Source organism: Palleronia sp. (assembly GCF_042089775.1).
In the GTDB taxonomy this organism is placed as follows: domain Bacteria; phylum Pseudomonadota; class Alphaproteobacteria; order Rhodobacterales; family Rhodobacteraceae; genus Palleronia.
Window position 1 is genome coordinate 1 of record NZ_JBELKF010000038.1, and the last position, 15,443, is coordinate 15,443.

Below are 15,443 nucleotides of genomic sequence, written 5' to 3' on the forward strand. Positions count from 1 at the left end.
GTTGCGGCGCTGTCGGCGCTGCTGCGCATCGGGCAGGGTGCGGACGAGGTGCAGGCTTTCCACGACCGCTGGCAGGACGACCGGCTCGTCATGGACAAGTGGTTCACCCTGCAGGTGGTCAACGCGCCCGGTGCGACCGGCGCAGCCGTGGCGGCGCGCCTGACCCAGCATCCGGCCTTTGACTGGAAGAACCCGAACCGTTTCCGCGCGGTGATCGGAGCGTTGGGCGCCAACCACGCCGGCTTCCACGCCGCAGACGGCTCGGGCTATCGCCTGCTGGCGGACTGGCTGATCCGGCTCGACCCGCTGAACCCGCAGACGACAGCCCGGATGACCACCATGTTCGAGACCTGGCGCCGCTACGACGGCGACCGCCAGGACCTTGCCCGCGAGGCGCTCGAGCGGATTGCCGGGGCCGAAGGGCTCAGCCGCGACACGTCCGAGATGGTGACCCGCATCCTCGGCAGCGTGGACGGCTGACGGGGTCGGAATCGGCATGGCATCCCTCGGCGATCCTCGCGTAGGGTGTCGCCGGGTCAAGAAGGGGGCACGGACGATGCGTTGGTTGGATCTGCCGCCGGTCTGGACGGTCGGTCATCTTGTCGTCCTGTGGCTCTTGCCCCAGTGGGGCGGCGGGGCCGGGCGCATCTGGGACGTGATGGGTGTGGCGCTGATCTCGGCCGCGGTGGTCCTGATGGTCTGGGCCGTCGCGACCATGCTGGCGCGGCGCACGCCGGTCATGCCCGGCCAGGTGCCCGAGGCGCTGGTCACCGGCGGACCCTTCGTCCTGTCGCGCAACCCCATCTACCTTGGCGATGTGCTGCTGCTGGCGGGCGCAGCGCTGTGGTGGGGCCCGATCTGGGGCATCGTGCTGGTCGTCCCGCTGATGACGGTCCTGACGCTCCGCTTCATCCTTCCCGAAGAGGCGCGCCTTCGCCACCGGTTCGGGGAAGAATACGAGGGTTGGGCGCGCCGTGTCCGGCGCTGGGTGTAACGATCCGGGACGCCGAGAGGGCGTCTTGCGAAACAATCTTGCGCAGGCTATGCGCACGCAAAGCCCGTCCGCGGGCAGGTAAGAGGGAGTGACGACGCATGAAATTCGGTGTCGTGAAAGAAAGCCACGCGGGCGAGGCGCGGGTCGCGCTCACCCCCCAGTCGGCCGAGCAGATCGGCAAGCTCGGCCATGAATGCGTGATCGAGGCAGGCGCGGGCGCCCGTGCGGACATTTCGGACGATCTCTATCGGGAGGCCGGCGTCGAGGTGGTCGAGACCGCCACCGACGTGTTCGAGCGGTGCGACGTGATCGGCAAGGTGCGTCCGCCGACCGAGGACGAGGTCGAGCGCCTGCGCGAGGGCCAGACCCTCATCTCGTTCTTCTACCCGGCCGAGAACGAAGAGCTGATGAAGCGCGCCGCCGAAAAGGGCGCGACGCTGATCGCCATGGACATGGTTCCCCGGATCAGCCGCGCGCAGAAGATGGACGCGCTGTCCTCGATGGCCAACATCGCCGGCTACCGCGCAGTGATCGAGTCCGCGAACAACTTCGGGCGCTTCCTGACCGGGCAGGTCACGGCTGCGGGCAAGGTCCCGCCAGCGCGCGTGCTGGTCGTAGGCGCCGGAGTCGCGGGCCTTGCCGCCATTGGCACGGCAACCTCGCTCGGCGCTGTGACCTATGCTTTCGACGTGCGCCCCGAAGTGGCAGAGCAGGTCGAATCCATGGGCGCCCAGTTCGTCTACCTCGAGTTCGAGGGCGAGCAGGGCGCGGGCGAGGGGGGTTACGCCGCTCCGTCGAGCCCCGAGTTCCGTGAGGCCCAGCTTGCCCGATTCCGCCAACTGGCGCCAGACGTCGACATCGTCATCACCACGGCGCTGATCCCCAACCGCGAGGCGCCCGAGCTTTGGACCGAGGACATGGTGAAGGCCATGAAGCCGGGCTCGGTCATCGTCGACCTCGCGGCCGAGAAGGGCGGCAACTGCAAGCTGACCGTCAAGGACCAGCGCATCGTTACCGACAACGGCGTCGTCATCATCGGTTACACCGATTTCCCCAGCCGGATGGCGAAGCAGTCTTCGACCCTTTACGCCACCAACATCCGTCACATGCTGACCGACCTGACCCCCGGCAAGGACGGCCATATCAACCACAACATGGATGACGACGTGATCCGGGGTGCCACGATCACCCACAAGAACGACGTCACCTGGCCGCCGCCGAAGCCCAAGCAGGCCGCGCAGGCCCAGCCGGTGAAGCGCGAGAAGCCGAAGGAGAAGACTCTCGAGGAACGGCGCGCCGAGGAAAAGGCCGCCTTCGCCACGCAGACCCGCAATCAGGTCGGGCTGCTCGGGATCGGGGCCCTGCTGATGCTGATCGTCGGTGCCTTCGCGCCCGAGAGCTTCATGAGCCACTTCATCGTCTTCGCGCTGGCCTGCTTCGTCGGCTTCCAGGTGATCTGGGGCGTTGCCCACAGCCTGCACACGCCGCTCATGGCGGTGACGAACGCAATTTCGGGGATCATCATCCTGGGCGCGCTTCTGCAGATCGGGTCGGGCAACTGGCTCGTGATCTTCCTCAGCCTCGTCAGCGTGCTCATCGCATCCATCAACATCGTCGGCGGCTTTCTGGTGACGCGCCGGATGCTCGCGATGTTCGTCAAGTCGTAAGGGAACAGAGATGATTGAATCGGGACTCCAGTCGGCGGCCTATATCGTCGCCGCCATCCTCTTCATCCTGTCGCTCGGCGGGCTGAGGGACCAGGAAAGCGCCAAGCGCGCGATCTGGTACGGCATCGTCGGCATGGCGCTGGCGGTCATCGCGACGGTCTTTGGGCCGGGCGTGCAGAACGTGTGGCTCATCATCCTTGCCATCGCGGCGGGGGGCTTCGCGGGCTATTACATCGCCGGCAAGGTGCAGATGACCGAGATGCCGCAGCTCGTCGCGGCACTGCATTCGTTCGTGGGCCTCGCGGCGGTCTTCATCGGGCTCAACGCCGACCTGATGCTGGGCGGCGTCCTTGAGATGCGCGCAGCCGGCATCCCCTTGGAGCAAGCGGACCTGACCGGCTTCGGCGAACTTCTGTGGATGAAAGACGCTGTCGAGATCAGCATCCTGCGGGTCGAGGTCTTCCTTGGCATCTTCATCGGTGCGGTGACCTTCACCGGATCCGTGATCGCCTACGGCAAGCTCGCGGGGCAGGTGGACGGCAAGCCCAAGCAGTTCCCCGGCGGCCACATGCTGAACCTCGGCGCGCTGATCCTGTGCCTGATCCTCGGGATCTTCTACTTCAGCGGGGCGGGGATCTGGACGATCTTCCTTGTCGCGATCATCGCGGGCTTCATCGGCTATCACCTCATCATGGGGATCGGCGGCGCGGACATGCCCGTCGTCGTGTCGATGCTGAACAGCTATTCCGGCTGGGCGGCGGCGGCGATCGGCTTCACGTTGGGCAACGACCTTCTGATCGTGACCGGCGCGTTGGTGGGCTCCTCTGGGGCGATCCTCTCCTACATCATGTGCAAGGCGATGAACCGGCAGTTCGTCAGCGTGATCCTGGGCGGCTTCGGCGGCGCGAGCGGCCCGCAGCAGGCGGTCGAGGGCGAGATGGTGCCCACGGACGTCGACAGTGTCGCCGACATGCTGAAGGAAGCCGACAGCGTCGTTATCGTGCCGGGCTACGGCATGGCAGTGGCGCAGGCGCAGCAGGCGGTCAGCGAGCTGACGAAGAAGCTGCGCGACGCCGGCAAGAATGTGCGCTTCGCCATTCACCCCGTCGCCGGACGTCTGCCCGGGCACATGAACGTGCTCCTGGCTGAGGCGAAGGTGCCCTACGACATCGTGCTGGAAATGGACGAGATCAACGACGACTTCGCCTCGACAGACGTTGTGATCGTCATCGGCTCGAACGACATCGTGAATCCGGCGGCGAACGACGACCCGAATTCGCCCATTGCCGGGATGCCGGTCCTGCATGTGTGGGAGGCGAACCAGGTCATCGTCTCGAAGCGGGGGCAGGGGACAGGCTACTCCGGCATCGAGAACCCGCTTTTCTTCAAGGAGAATACGCGGATGCTCTATGGCGACGCCAAGGACTCGGTGCAGGCGGTCCTGCAAAAGCTCTGACCGACACACGGGCCGCCCCTTTGGGGCGGCCTTTTCCTATCCCAGCCCCGCCAGCGACAGCACCACCGGGATCGTCAGGACAGACCCAACGGTCTGAGCGGTTACGATGCCGGCCATCAGCTCTCCGTCTCCGCGAAGCTGCTGGGTCAGCACGTAAGCTGTCGGAGCCGAGGGGATTGCGGCAAAAACGACAAGCACCAGCGTCTCGACCCCGCCCAGCCCCACGGCCCCTGCGACCAGCACCGCAAGAGCCGGCATGGCGAAGAGACGGACGAGGGTGTTGGCGAAAAGGGGGAGCATGTCTCGCCGCATCGCTGCCGGCCGAAGCGCCGCCCCTACGCACAGTAGGCCGAGCGGCAGGCTCGCCTGGGCGATCAATTCCAGGAAGCGCCCCGTCCCGTGGGGCAGGCCGGAGCCGACGAGGGCAATCGCGATCCCGATGAGGCAGGCGAGGATCAGGGGGTTGCGCAGGACCGGCTGGACAAGTCCACGGATGCCGCCTGCCGCCGCGCCATCGGTCAGCGCCATGACCGACAGCACGTTCACCAGCGGCACGGCGACGGCCAGAAGGACGGCCGCGCGCTCGAGGCCCGCCTCGCCCGAAAGGCTCGCCACGATGGCGAGGCCGAGGTAGGTGTTGAACCGCACGACACCCTGCAACGCTGGCCCAAAGCGCCGCGCGGGCATCGGGCGGACGCGGCGGAAAAGGAGCATGAGCAGGGCAGCAATGCCGATCATGACGACGACCGCGCCACCCAGTCGCAGGATGTCCGGGTCGCGCACCGGTGCGGTCGCCAAGGTCGAAACCAGCAGCGCGGGAAAGAGCAGGACATAGTTCGCCCGCTCGGCCGCGGGCCAGAAACCGGGTTCGGGAAAGCCCGCCCGCCTCAGCACGAACCCGAGGCAGATCAGCGCAAAGACGGGCCAGATCGTGACGAAGAGCATGCCCGCGCGTGGGCTCAGTCGTGCCGCGACATCGAGTCCGGCAGGTCGAGCTTGGCGACCTGCTCGGCGATGGGATCGGTGGACAGCGGGTGCGTCTCGTCCTCGTGCTCGGCAGGCTCACCGATGGGCTGCCACTGGCCGCCCTTGTAGATCTCGAGCGCATCGAAGCGGGACTTGTAGCCCATCTTGGGCGACCCCGGCACCCAGTAGCCGAGGTAGACGTAGGGCAGGCCAGCCTCGCGCGCGATCTCGACATGGTCGAGAATGGCGTAGGTGCCCAGCGATTGCCGCTCGGCCGCGGGATCGTAGAAGGAATACACCATCGACAACCCATCCTCGAGCACGTCCGTCAGGCACACGGCGACGAGGTCGCTCGACCCCGCCTCAGAGTCTGGACGGCTATATTCGACGACGCGGCTGCGGATCGGAGTTTCCTCGATCATCGCGGCGAATTCAAAGATGTCCATGTCGGCCATGCCGCCATCGGCGTGCCGGCTGTCGAGATAGGTGCGGAACAGCTCGTACTGTGCCTCGGTCGCCCAGGGTGCGTTGGCGGTGCGGGTGATCGCGGCGTTGCGGTTGATGATCTTGCGCTGGGTACGGTTCGGCGCGAAATCGGCGACCCGAATACGCGCCGAGAGGCAAGCGGAGCATTCCGCGCAGGACGGCCGATAGAGGACGTTCTGGCTGCGACGGAAGCCCTGCTTGGACAAGGTGTCGTTCAGCAGCTGCGCGTTGTCGCCCGAGAGCGCGGTGAAAAGCTTCCGCTCGACCCGGTCAGGAAGGTACGGACATGATTGTGGCGCCGTCACGTAGAACTGCGGCGCGATGGGAAGGGTGTGTCGCATGGGCCCTCGGAAAGCTCATCGAGAGGGACGGTAGCGCGGGGCTTCGCCTTCGCCAACCCCGCGTTCGTTCACATGTCGAGCGCGGAGCGGTTGATCGCCGCCGAGCCGAGGACAAGGTCGCTGAGTCCCTGCTTCCGCGCGGTGCCAAGCATCAGCGCACCCGACAGCAGTTGAAGCGGGAAGAATGTCCACGATACCGTATAGCCCAGCGTGTGCAGCGCGGCTGTCGCGAGGTCGAAGCGCCGGCCGCTTGCGTCCCGCAGCTCGACCGACATCAACCGCATTCCGGGCGTTCCGGACCATTTCGCGATCGACACGGTCCGATAGACAAAGCCGACCATGACGTAGAACAGCGGGAAGTAGAGGATCGACGTGAACAGCGTCAGCGGTGTCAGTAGAAGCGACAGCGTCGTGATGCAGATGACGTCCACCACCCAGGCAAGGCCGCGCTTGACGGCGACGTCGTCATAGAAGGCGGTGTCACGGTAGGGATCTGGCAGTCCGAATGCGGCGGTCATCATGTTCTCTCACATAGGCGGTGCGCCCGCCCCGTGGAAGGGGCGGGCGAAGGGCTCAGGCAGCGTCCTTGTCGTCAGACGACTGCTTGGCACGGCCCTGCTCGTCCATGAATTGGTCGAACTCGGCCTTGTCACGAGCTTCGCGAAGACGCTTGAGGAACCCCTCGAAGGCGGCCTGCTCGTCCTCGAGCCGGCGGATGGTCTCGGCCCGGTAAGCGTCGAAGGCCGCGTTGCCGGTGGTCTGCTGGCGGAAGCTGGCCCGCCGGCGCATCCCGCAACCCTTGCCGGACAGCGAGAACTTGTTGGCCCAAAGCATGTAGGCCAGTACCGCCAGGCCAACCGGCCAGACGAAGACGAAGCCAAGGACCATGGCGGCGATCCATCCCGCGCGGCCGCGGCGGTCGAGCCATTCCTCGGCGCGGATCAACGGGTTCGGACGATGAGCGGGGGTGTCGGCGAAACTGGTCATGTAATCCTCCTGCTGGATGTTAATGTGCGTTACATCACATCAGGTGGGTTGTCCGCTTCGGGCCCGCAAGAGGGTATGTGAAGGGTTTTCACATTTTTTCGGCGGGGGCGGCGAAATCCGCAATCTGTGCGCCGATGGCGGTCGCAAGGACGCTGGGATCCGCGGGGAAGTTGTGCCGCGGCGTGCCGGCCGCGCACCAGATCACGTCGAAATCCAGCAGCCGCCGGTCCATCCAGGTCGGCGTCGGGCGGACATGCCCCAGCGGAGAGACGCCACCGATCGCAAAGCCCGTCGTCTCGCGGATCAGCTGCGCATCGGCGCGGCCCAAGGGCTCGCCCGCAAGGGCGGCGGCGCGGTCGGTATCCACCTGATTGCCGCCGGCGGTGAGAAACAGGAAGACCTGACCGCTTTCCTCGCCGCACAGGATGATGGACTTGCCGATCTGGTCGAGCGACACGCCAAGCACGTCGGCGGCCTCTTGTGCGGTGCGGGTCTGTTCCTTGACCTCCGTCGGGGCGGAAAGGCCGAGATCGGCGAGGGCGCGGATGACGCGTTTCAGGCTCTTGCTCATGGTCGCGTTCGTGCCCCGATCCAGCGATCTGCGCAAGATGCTTGACCTTGCCCCCCCATGCGCGATCACTGGCGCATGTCGCTCGCCAACCGCATCACCCGCGCGCCCGATCCCTTCGACCGCGACCGAGCGGCCGAGGCCGTCTCTGTGCTGGGCGAAATGCCCGAGCCGGTCCGGGATCTCGTCGCCGGTGTCGCCGGGTGCAGCCCCTATCTGCGCCGCCTGATCGAGACCGAGAGCGATTGGCTTCGCGTGGCGCTCGATACATCGCCCGAGACGGTGCTTCAGGAGATCCTGTCGGACGCCAACACCGCCGAGGCGGCCGATCTGGGCGACGCCCTGCGGCAGGCAAAGCGGCGCGTGGCCCTGCTGGCCGGGCTTTGCGATTGCGGCGGCGTCTGGTCACTGGGCGACGTTACCGGCGCGCTGACACGGCTGGCCGACCTGGCCGCGGATCGCGCCTTCCGCCGCGAGGTCGACGCCGAAACAGGTCGTGGACGCCTGCCGGCGACTGACAGCGAGGCAGGTGGTTTCGTCGCCCTTGCCATGGGCAAGATGGGCGCGTTCGAGCTCAACTACTCCTCGGACATCGACCTGATCTGCCTGTTCGACGAGGGCGCCTACGCGCCTGACGACGTGCATGCCGCGCGGTCAAGCCTCGTGAAGGCGACGCAGCGCGCCGCGCGCCTGCTGTCCGAGACCGACCGCGGCGGCTACGTCTTCCGCACCGATCTGCGCCTGCGACCCGACCCTGCGGTGACTCCCGTCTGCCTCGGCATGGCGGCCGCCCTGCGCTACTACGAATCCCTCGGACGCACGTGGGAGCGTGCCGCCCACATCAAGGCGCGCCCCTGCGCCGGGGACATCCGGGCGGGCGAAAGCTATCTCGCGGACCTCAGCCCCTTCGTCTGGCGCCGCCACCTCGACTTCGCCGCCATTCGCGACGCCCACGACATGCGACTGCGGATTCGCGACCACAGGGGCCTTGGCGGGGCGATCCGGCTCGAAGGGCACGACATGAAGCTCGGCCGCGGCGGCATCCGCGAGATCGAGTTCTTCACCCAGACCCTCCAGATCATCGCCGGCGGCCGCGATCCCGGCCTGCGGGTGCGCGGCACGGTCGAAGGGCTCAACCGCCTGACCGCCGCCGGCTGGGTGGACGAGGACACGGCACAGCAACTCGCCACGGATTACGCCGCGCACCGCGAGGTCGAGCATCGCATCCAGATGATCGGCGACCAGCAGACCCACGCGCTGCCCGACGATGCCGAGGGATTCGCGCGCCTTGCCGCCTTCCTCGGGCGGGCAGAGGACGACCTGCGAAAGGAGCTTGTCCAGCGGCTCGAGCGGGTCTCGGACCTGACCGAGCGTTTCTTTGCCCCGACCGAGCCCGCCGCATCCGGCCCCGACCTGACCGAGGAACAGGCGCGCCTCGTCGAGGGCTGGCGCGGCGTTCCCGCGCTTCGGTCGGAACGCGCGCTCGACATCTTCGACCGGATCAAGCCGGCCCTGTTGAAGCGCCTTTTGGCGGGGCCGCGTCCGGACCGGGCGCTCGTGCATTTCGACGGTTTCCTGCGCGGCCTTCCGGCGGGGGTGCAGCTGTTTTCGCTCTTCGAGGCGAACCCGGAGCTTCTGACCCTGATCGCCGACATCGCCGGCACCACGACGGAACTGTCGGCCTATCTCAGCCGTAACGCGGGCGTGCTCGACGCGGTGCTGGGCGGGCAATTTTTCACGGACTGGCCGGGCGAGGACGAACTGGCGCGCGATCTGTCTCGCCATCTGGGCGAGGAGATGGACTACGAACGCCAGCTTGACGCCACGCGGTCCTGGGCGCGCGACTGGCATTTCCGCACCGGCGTGCACCACCTGCGGGGGCTGATCGACGGGGCCGAAGCCGGACGGCAATACGCGGACCTCGCGGGGGCGGTGATCCGCGCGCTCTGGCCCGCCGTGATCGCCGAATTCGCGGGCAAGCACGGGGCGCCGCCGGGGAGGGGTGCGATCGTGCTGGGGATGGGATCGCTTGGAGCGGGACACCTGACGGCGCGATCCGATCTGGACCTTATTGTCATCTACGACGCGGCCGGGGTCGAGCAGTCCGAAGGCCGCCGGCCGCTGCCGGCGCGCACATACTACGCGCGGCTGACGCAGGCGCTTGTGACCGCACTCAGCGCGCCGACGGCCGAGGGAAAGCTCTACGAGGTGGACATGCGCCTGCGCCCCTCGGGCAAGCAGGGTCCCGTTGCGACCGCGCTTTCGGCCTTCGACGCGTATCAGCGAGAAGAGGCGTGGACGTGGGAGCATCTGGCCCTGACCCGCGCCCGTGGAATTGCAGGCGGAGCGTCCCTGATCGAGGATGTGGACGTCATCCGCCGCGACGTGATCTGCGCCGATCACGATGCCGCTCAGATTATCGCCGACGCGCGCACGATGCTCGACCGGCTGGCGGAGGCGAAGCGGGGCGGCCCTTGGGACATGAAGGCCGGGCCGGGCCACCTGACCGAGATCGAGCTTACCGCGCAGACCGTGGGCCTTCTGGCTGGTTCGGACGCCCGCGCGCCCGCGGAACAGATCGGTGCGGGCGCCGCGAAGGGCCTTCTGCCAGACGAGACTGCGGCCGTGCTGAACGAGTCCCATCGGCTGTTCAGCCGCGTGCAGGACGTCAAGCGCCTGCTGGTCGAGGATCGGTTCGAACCGTCCGACCTTGGCGCGGCGGGCGAAGAGATGCTACTGCGCGAAACGGGGGCCGAGACGCTCTCTGCGTTGTCGGACAGGATCGTGGCGCAGGCAGAGGCGGCGGCAGGCGCGGTGCGGGAGGTGCTATATGGTCAAGGGTGACGCGTCGGACCCGAAGGGGCTGATCGCCGAGAGCTTCCGCATGGACGGTATCACCGAAGCCGAGTGCCGGTCGATCTTCCTCGACTGGGCACTTTCGCTTCCCGAGGATCTTCCGCCGCACGAGGCCGCCGCGCAACTGCTGGCGCTTCACCAGGGCCGCCCGCGCAAACATCCCATGAGTGGCATCCTCCGAGAGGCTTTGGCGGAGACCGCCCCACCGACGCGGCGCGGCGGCTGGGCCGGGCGGCGCCGGGGTGACGGGTAAGGCCTGACGTTCGGTTCCGGCTCCGATCTGGCTTGCGCCCCGGAAATCGGCGGCTAATGTCCACGAGATTTGCCCGGAATCAGGCATGATAGCGAATTTACTCGACCCCACGGCCACCGCCTTCCTGAGCTTCGCGATCGTGGTGGGGATGTTCGTCCTTTTCGCGCGCGAGACCTATCCGACCGAGGTTGTCGCCATAGGCGGCGCCGCACTGATGTTCGCGACGGGGCTGCTACCCTACGAGTCAGCGCTCGCCATGCTGGCCAACCCCGCGCCCTGGACCATCGCGGCGATGTTCATCATCATGGGTGGCCTCGTCCGCACGGGAGCGCTGAATTACCTGACCGAGGTCGCCGACGCCCGCGCGGAAACACGCCCGATCCGCACGCTCGTCATCACGCTTATGGCGGTCGCGCTGGGGTCGGCGGTGATGAACAACACGCCTGTCGTGGTCGTGATGATCCCCGTCTTCGTGCAACTCGCCAAGCGCATGGGTGTGCCGCCCTCGAAGGTGCTGATCCCATTGTCCTATGCCGCGATCCTCGGCGGCACGCTGACGCTGATCGGCACATCGACGAACCTTCTGGTGGATGGCGTGGCCCGGTCGAGCGGACTAGAGGCGTTCTCGATCTTTGAAATCGCGCCGCTTGGCGCGATACAGATCGCCGTCGGCGGGGCATATCTTGCCTTCATAGGACGCCGCCTTCTGCCGGACCGCGCCTCGATCGGCACGATGCTGTCCGAGCGGCGGCGGATGAAGTACTTTACCGAAGTTGCGATCCCTGACGGTTCGTCCCTGATCGGCGCCAGCGTGCTGGAGGTCGAGGCGTTCAAGCGGCAGGGCGGACGGGTGGTGGACGTGCTGCGCGGGGACGCATCCCTCCGGCGAAACCTCGGTGTGGTAACGCTTGAAGCCGGCGACAGGGTGGTGCTCAGGACCGAGATGGAGGAGCTTCTCAGCCTGCAGGAAAGCCGGGATCTGCGAGGGGTGGACCGCCTGTCCTCGGTCGAGACGGAAACGGTCGAGGTGCTGATCTCTCCGGGCTGCCGGATGATCGGCCGGTCGCTGGGAGCCATGCGCCTGCGCCGCCGCTACGGTGTGTATCCGCTGGCCGTGCACCGGCGGAACCAGAACGTGGGCCGCCAACTCGACGACATCGTGGTGCGGGTGGGGGATACGCTTCTCCTCGAAGGAGCGCCGGCGGACATCCAGCGCCTCGCGACCGACATGGACCTGCTCGACATGTCCCGCCCGCAGGCACAGGCGTATCGCCGACAGAAGGCCCCGATTGCCGTCGGCTCCCTCATCGGGGTCGTCGTGCTGTCGGCGCTTGGCGTCGCGCCGATCCTGGGGCTGGCCGTCGTCGCGGTGGCCGTGATTCTCTTGACCCGCTGCATCGATGCAGACGAGGCGTTCTCGTTCATCGAGGGGCAGCTTCTTGCGCTGATCTTCGCGATGCTGGCCGTGGGTGCGGCGCTTGAAACGTCCGGCGCTGTCGAGATGCTGGCCAACTGGCTCTCGCCCTGGCTGTCGAACCTGCCGCCGATGGCCCTGGTGTTCGTCATCTATGTCATGGCCTCGACCCTGACCGAGATGGTGTCGAACAACGCCGTCGGCGTCATCTTCACGCCTATCGCGATCGGCATTGCCACGTCGTTGGGCTATGATCCGCGGGCGCTTGTGGTGGCGGTGATGTTCGCGGCCTCGTCGGCATTCTCGACGCCGATCGGCTACCAGACGAACATGTTGGTCTTCGGTCCCGGCGGGTACAAGTTCACCGACTACCTGAAGGTCGGCATCCCGATGAACCTGCTGCTTGCCTGCTCGGCCAGCATCTTCATCCCGCTCATCTGGCCGCTGCAATGACCCGCATGCTGCTGCTTCTCCCGCTTCTGGCCGCCTGTGCCGTACCGCAGGTCCAGACCGGACCCGTCGCGGCGCGCGAGGTGACGCTGTATCGCGACACGGTCACCGCGCGAATGACCGACGGCGCGTTCTGCACCGCGGTCCGCGAGGGCGCGGCCGGCCAGTGGAGTGCTTCATTCCGCGGGTGCCCCCATACATGGCCGGTCAAGGTCCACAGGCCCGCATCGCGCCCGCGCCAGCCGCTGGTGCCCGCCGCGCAAGAGCCCTGGGTGGTCCTGACCGCCCCCGGCGGGACGCGCGGCTTTGCGCCAACGGACTGAAGTGATGGTGAATTCAGCGTGCAGAGACGACGGCGAGGCTTGAACGCGCCCAACCGCCTGCATTATATCCCGGCCGATCCAAGGGACATCGGAGCGAGTTATCATGGCCGGCCATTCCAAGTGGGCGAATATCCAGCATCGCAAGGGACGTCAGGACGCGGCGCGGTCCAAGCTGTTCTCGAAGCTGGCGAAGGAGATCACCGTCGCGGCCAAGATGGGCGATCCCGACCCGGAAAAGAATCCGCGCCTGCGTCTTGCGGTGAAAGAAGCGAAGTCAAGCTCGGTCCCCAAGGACGTGATTGACCGCGCGATCAAGAAGTCGCAGGGCGGCGACGCCGAGAACTATGAAGAGATCCGCTATGAGGGCTACGGCCCCGGTGGCGTGGCCGTCATCGTCGAGGCGATGACCGACAACCGCAACCGGACCGCGTCGGTCGTGCGCTCGACCTTCTCGAAGAACGGCGGCAACCTGGGCGAGACGGGAAGCGTGTCCTTCATGTTCGACCGCAAGGGCCAGGTGATCTACTCGGCCGATGTGGGCAGCGCCGACGACGTGATGCTTGCCGCGATCGAGGCCGGTGCCGAGGACGTCGAAAGCTCGGATGAGGCGCACGTGATCTGGTGCGCGGACACCGACCTGAACGAGGTCGCCACGGCGCTGGAAGAGCAGCTGGGCGAATCCGAGTCCACCAAGCTGGTCTGGCGTCCCCAAACCACGACAGAGCTCGACCTCGAAGGCATGCAGAAGCTGATGAAGCTGATGGATGCGCTCGACGACGATGACGACGTGCAGAACGTCACCGCCAATTTCGAGACCTCCGACGCTGTCATGGCGCAGCTCTGAGCGCTACTTGAGCTGACTGTCTTTCGATCCGCGGCGGTTGAAACTCGCGGCGGGTCGACGGACGCCGTCCCTCTCTGACTGGCAGTCGATGCAAAGCTGCACACCCGGGATCGCCGTCCGGCGCCTCTCGGGGATCGGCTCATCGCACTCGGCGCAGGTCTCGCGCGAGGGCAGGGCGCCCGGCCCGCGCCGCGCCTTCAGCCGGTTCAACTCGTCCTCGATCGAGGCCTCGATCTGCTCGTTCACTGCGCCGTCGCGGCTCCAGCCACCTGCCATTGTGCGTCCTCCTTCCCCTGAATTTAGGGTTTTGCGCGGCAGTTTGCAGCCCCGCTCTGGACGCGATCCGAGGCGGAACCTAATCAGGGTCCATGTCCTCAGTTCTCTCGGGCTTTGCCCTGGGTCTTTCCCTGATCCTCGCCATTGGTGCACAGAACGCCTTCGTCCTGCGCCAAGGCTTGCGCAGGTCCCACGTGCTGGCAGTCGTCCTGACCTGCGCGCTGTCGGACGCGGTGCTGATCGCGGCCGGCGTCGCGGGCTTCGGCTGGCTGGTCGAGGCCGCGCCATGGATCACGCCGGTCTTCACCTTCGGCGGTGCGGCCTTCCTGATCGCCTATGGCGGTATCTCGTTGCGGTCGGCGTGGCGGGGCGGGCAGGCGCTTGAAGCGGCGGATAATGGGGCGGGCGGGCTGTCGCGGACCGTGACGACCTGCCTCGCGCTGACATGGCTGAACCCGCATGTCTACCTGGACACCGTCGTCCTCCTGGGATCGGTCTCGAGCCACGCGCCCTGGCCGTTCGGCTTCGGCCTGGGTGCGGTGACGGCGTCCTTCGTGTTCTTCTTCTCCCTCGGCTACGGCGCGCGGCTTCTGTCGCCGCGGTTTGCCAGACCGTCGGCTTGGCGCTGGCTCGACGTGATCGTGGGGCTGACCATGCTGGCGCTGGCTGTGAAACTGGTGAGCGCATGAAACAAGTGACCGGATTCCTGTGGATGGTGGTGACGGGGTTCCTCTTCGTCGGCGTCACCGCGACGGTGAAGCACCTGGGCGGCCGTGTTCCGGCGGCCGAGGCCGCGTTCCTGCGCTATCTGCTGGGGCTGGTGTTCCTGCTACCTCTGCTGGGCGCAATCCGCCGGACGAAGTTCGACGCGCGGCGCATGGGTTTCTTTGCACTGCGTGGCCTGATCCACTCGGTTGGTGTGATCCTGTGGTTCTTCGCAATGACGCGCATTCCCATCGCCGAGGTTACGGCGCTGAACTACCTGTCGCCCGTCTACATCACCATCCTCGCCGCGCTCTTCCTGAACGAGACATTTTCGTGGGCGCGGGGCGGCGCGATCCTGGCGGCCTTGATTGGTGTCGTGCTGATCCTTCGCCCAGGCTTCCGCGAAGTTGGCCCCGGACACATGGCGATGATGGGTACGGCGCTGTTGTTCGCCTGTTCCTACATGATCGCCAAGGTAATGTCGGATGAGGTGTCGCCCGCCGTGGTCGTGGCGATGCTGTCCGTCTGGACGACCCTGGGGCTTGCGCCGGCGGCCATCGCCGTCTGGGTCTGGCCCACCTGGGACGAGATCGGATGGCTGTTCCTGGTGGCGACGCTGGCGACCACCGGGCACCTGACGATGACGCTGGCCTTCAAGTCGGCACCGATCAGCGTGACGCAGCCGGTGACGTTCCTTCAGCTCGTCTGGGCCACGATCCTTGGTTGGGCGGTGTTCGGCGAGGGGGTGGACAGCTTCGTGCTCGCCGGGGGCACGATCATCGTGGGCGCGGTCGTCATCATCTCGTTCCGCGAGGCTCGGCGGCGCCCCGAGACACCGCCAGTCGCGCCCTGAGCGA

General features: G+C 66.8%; 17 protein-coding genes. 11 read left to right on the forward strand and 6 right to left on the reverse strand.

The features are described 5' to 3' along the window. The 4 genes from ACFDS3_RS10790 to ACFDS3_RS10805 all read left to right on the forward strand — a co-directional run. A partial coding sequence (locus ACFDS3_RS10790) for an aminopeptidase N C-terminal domain-containing protein (RefSeq protein ID WP_375262358.1) occupies positions 1-480 on the forward strand: 480 nt, incomplete at its 5' end. A gap of 76 nt (positions 481-556) precedes the next feature. Next, complete coding sequence (locus ACFDS3_RS10795; RefSeq protein WP_375262359.1) at positions 557-994, forward strand: methyltransferase family protein; 438 nt, start codon at positions 557-559, stop codon at positions 992-994. Between the two features lie 98 nt (positions 995-1,092). Beyond that, positions 1,093-2,661: a Re/Si-specific NAD(P)(+) transhydrogenase subunit alpha gene (locus ACFDS3_RS10800; protein WP_375262360.1), complete on the forward strand. Its 1,569-nt coding sequence runs from the start codon at positions 1,093-1,095 to the stop codon at positions 2,659-2,661. 13 nt (positions 2,662-2,674) lie between these two features. Further along, positions 2,675-4,117: an NAD(P)(+) transhydrogenase (Re/Si-specific) subunit beta gene (locus tag ACFDS3_RS10805; protein WP_375262389.1), complete on the forward strand. Its 1,443-nt coding sequence runs from the start codon at positions 2,675-2,677 to the stop codon at positions 4,115-4,117. Between the two features lie 36 nt (positions 4,118-4,153). Here ACFDS3_RS10805 and ACFDS3_RS10810 read toward each other — a convergent pair whose 3' ends face one another. The 5 genes from ACFDS3_RS10810 to ACFDS3_RS10830 form a co-directional block, all read right to left on the reverse strand. Continuing rightward, complete coding sequence (locus tag ACFDS3_RS10810; protein ID WP_375262361.1) at positions 4,154-5,062, reverse strand: AEC family transporter; 909 nt, start codon at positions 5,060-5,062, stop codon at positions 4,154-4,156. A 14-nt stretch (positions 5,063-5,076) separates the two neighbouring features. Continuing rightward, positions 5,077-5,910: an arginyltransferase gene (locus tag ACFDS3_RS10815; protein ID WP_375262362.1), complete on the reverse strand. Its 834-nt coding sequence runs from the start codon at positions 5,908-5,910 to the stop codon at positions 5,077-5,079. A 68-nt stretch (positions 5,911-5,978) separates the two neighbouring features. Continuing rightward, positions 5,979-6,428, reverse strand: coding sequence for an RDD family protein (locus ACFDS3_RS10820; RefSeq protein ID WP_375262363.1), 450 nt, complete (start codon positions 6,426-6,428; stop codon positions 5,979-5,981). Positions 6,429-6,483: 55 nt separating this feature from the next. Next, entirely contained in the window at positions 6,484-6,897 is a 414-nt protein-coding gene (locus ACFDS3_RS10825) for a DUF2852 domain-containing protein (protein ID WP_375262364.1), read from the reverse strand. Between the two features lie 88 nt (positions 6,898-6,985). Further along, positions 6,986-7,468 (reverse strand): YbaK/EbsC family protein, encoded by a 483-nt coding sequence (locus ACFDS3_RS10830; RefSeq protein ID WP_375262365.1) that lies wholly within the window; start codon positions 7,466-7,468, stop codon positions 6,986-6,988. A gap of 75 nt (positions 7,469-7,543) precedes the next feature. Here ACFDS3_RS10830 and ACFDS3_RS10835 point away from each other — a divergent pair, with 75 nt between their 5' ends. From ACFDS3_RS10835 to ACFDS3_RS10855, 5 genes are all read left to right on the forward strand, one after another. Further along, complete coding sequence (locus tag ACFDS3_RS10835) at positions 7,544-10,309, forward strand: glutamine-synthetase adenylyltransferase (protein ID WP_375262366.1); 2,766 nt, start codon at positions 7,544-7,546, stop codon at positions 10,307-10,309. Next, entirely contained in the window at positions 10,296-10,574 is a 279-nt protein-coding gene (locus tag ACFDS3_RS10840; RefSeq protein WP_375262367.1) for a hypothetical protein, read from the forward strand. Before ACFDS3_RS10835 ends, ACFDS3_RS10840 begins: the two co-directional genes overlap by 14 nt. An 85-nt stretch (positions 10,575-10,659) precedes the next feature. Then, positions 10,660-12,441 (forward strand): SLC13 family permease, encoded by a 1,782-nt coding sequence (locus ACFDS3_RS10845; protein ID WP_375262368.1) that lies wholly within the window; start codon positions 10,660-10,662, stop codon positions 12,439-12,441. Positions 12,442-12,446: 5 nt separating this feature from the next. After that, entirely contained in the window at positions 12,447-12,761 is a 315-nt protein-coding gene (locus ACFDS3_RS10850; RefSeq protein ID WP_375262369.1) for a hypothetical protein, read from the forward strand. 103 nt (positions 12,762-12,864) lie between these two features. After that, positions 12,865-13,605 carry a YebC/PmpR family DNA-binding transcriptional regulator gene (locus ACFDS3_RS10855; protein WP_375262370.1) on the forward strand — a complete coding sequence of 247 codons (741 nt, stop codon included), beginning with the start codon at positions 12,865-12,867 and terminating at the stop codon, positions 13,603-13,605. Between the two features lie 3 nt (positions 13,606-13,608). Here ACFDS3_RS10855 and ACFDS3_RS10860 read toward each other — a convergent pair whose 3' ends face one another. Then, positions 13,609-13,881 carry a DksA/TraR family C4-type zinc finger protein gene (locus ACFDS3_RS10860; RefSeq protein ID WP_375262371.1) on the reverse strand — a complete coding sequence of 91 codons (273 nt, stop codon included), beginning with the start codon at positions 13,879-13,881 and terminating at the stop codon, positions 13,609-13,611. A 92-nt stretch (positions 13,882-13,973) separates the two neighbouring features. Here ACFDS3_RS10860 and ACFDS3_RS10865 point away from each other — a divergent pair, with 92 nt between their 5' ends. Together ACFDS3_RS10865 and ACFDS3_RS10870 are read left to right on the forward strand one after the other, a co-directional pair. Next, positions 13,974-14,570 (forward strand): LysE/ArgO family amino acid transporter, encoded by a 597-nt coding sequence (locus tag ACFDS3_RS10865; protein WP_375262372.1) that lies wholly within the window; start codon positions 13,974-13,976, stop codon positions 14,568-14,570. Then, a complete protein-coding gene (locus tag ACFDS3_RS10870) occupies positions 14,567-15,439 on the forward strand; it encodes a DMT family transporter (protein ID WP_375262373.1) in 873 nt (290 codons plus the stop codon). The genes ACFDS3_RS10865 and ACFDS3_RS10870 overlap by 4 nt, the downstream gene beginning before the upstream one ends. The last annotated feature ends 4 nt before the right edge of the window (positions 15,440-15,443 follow it).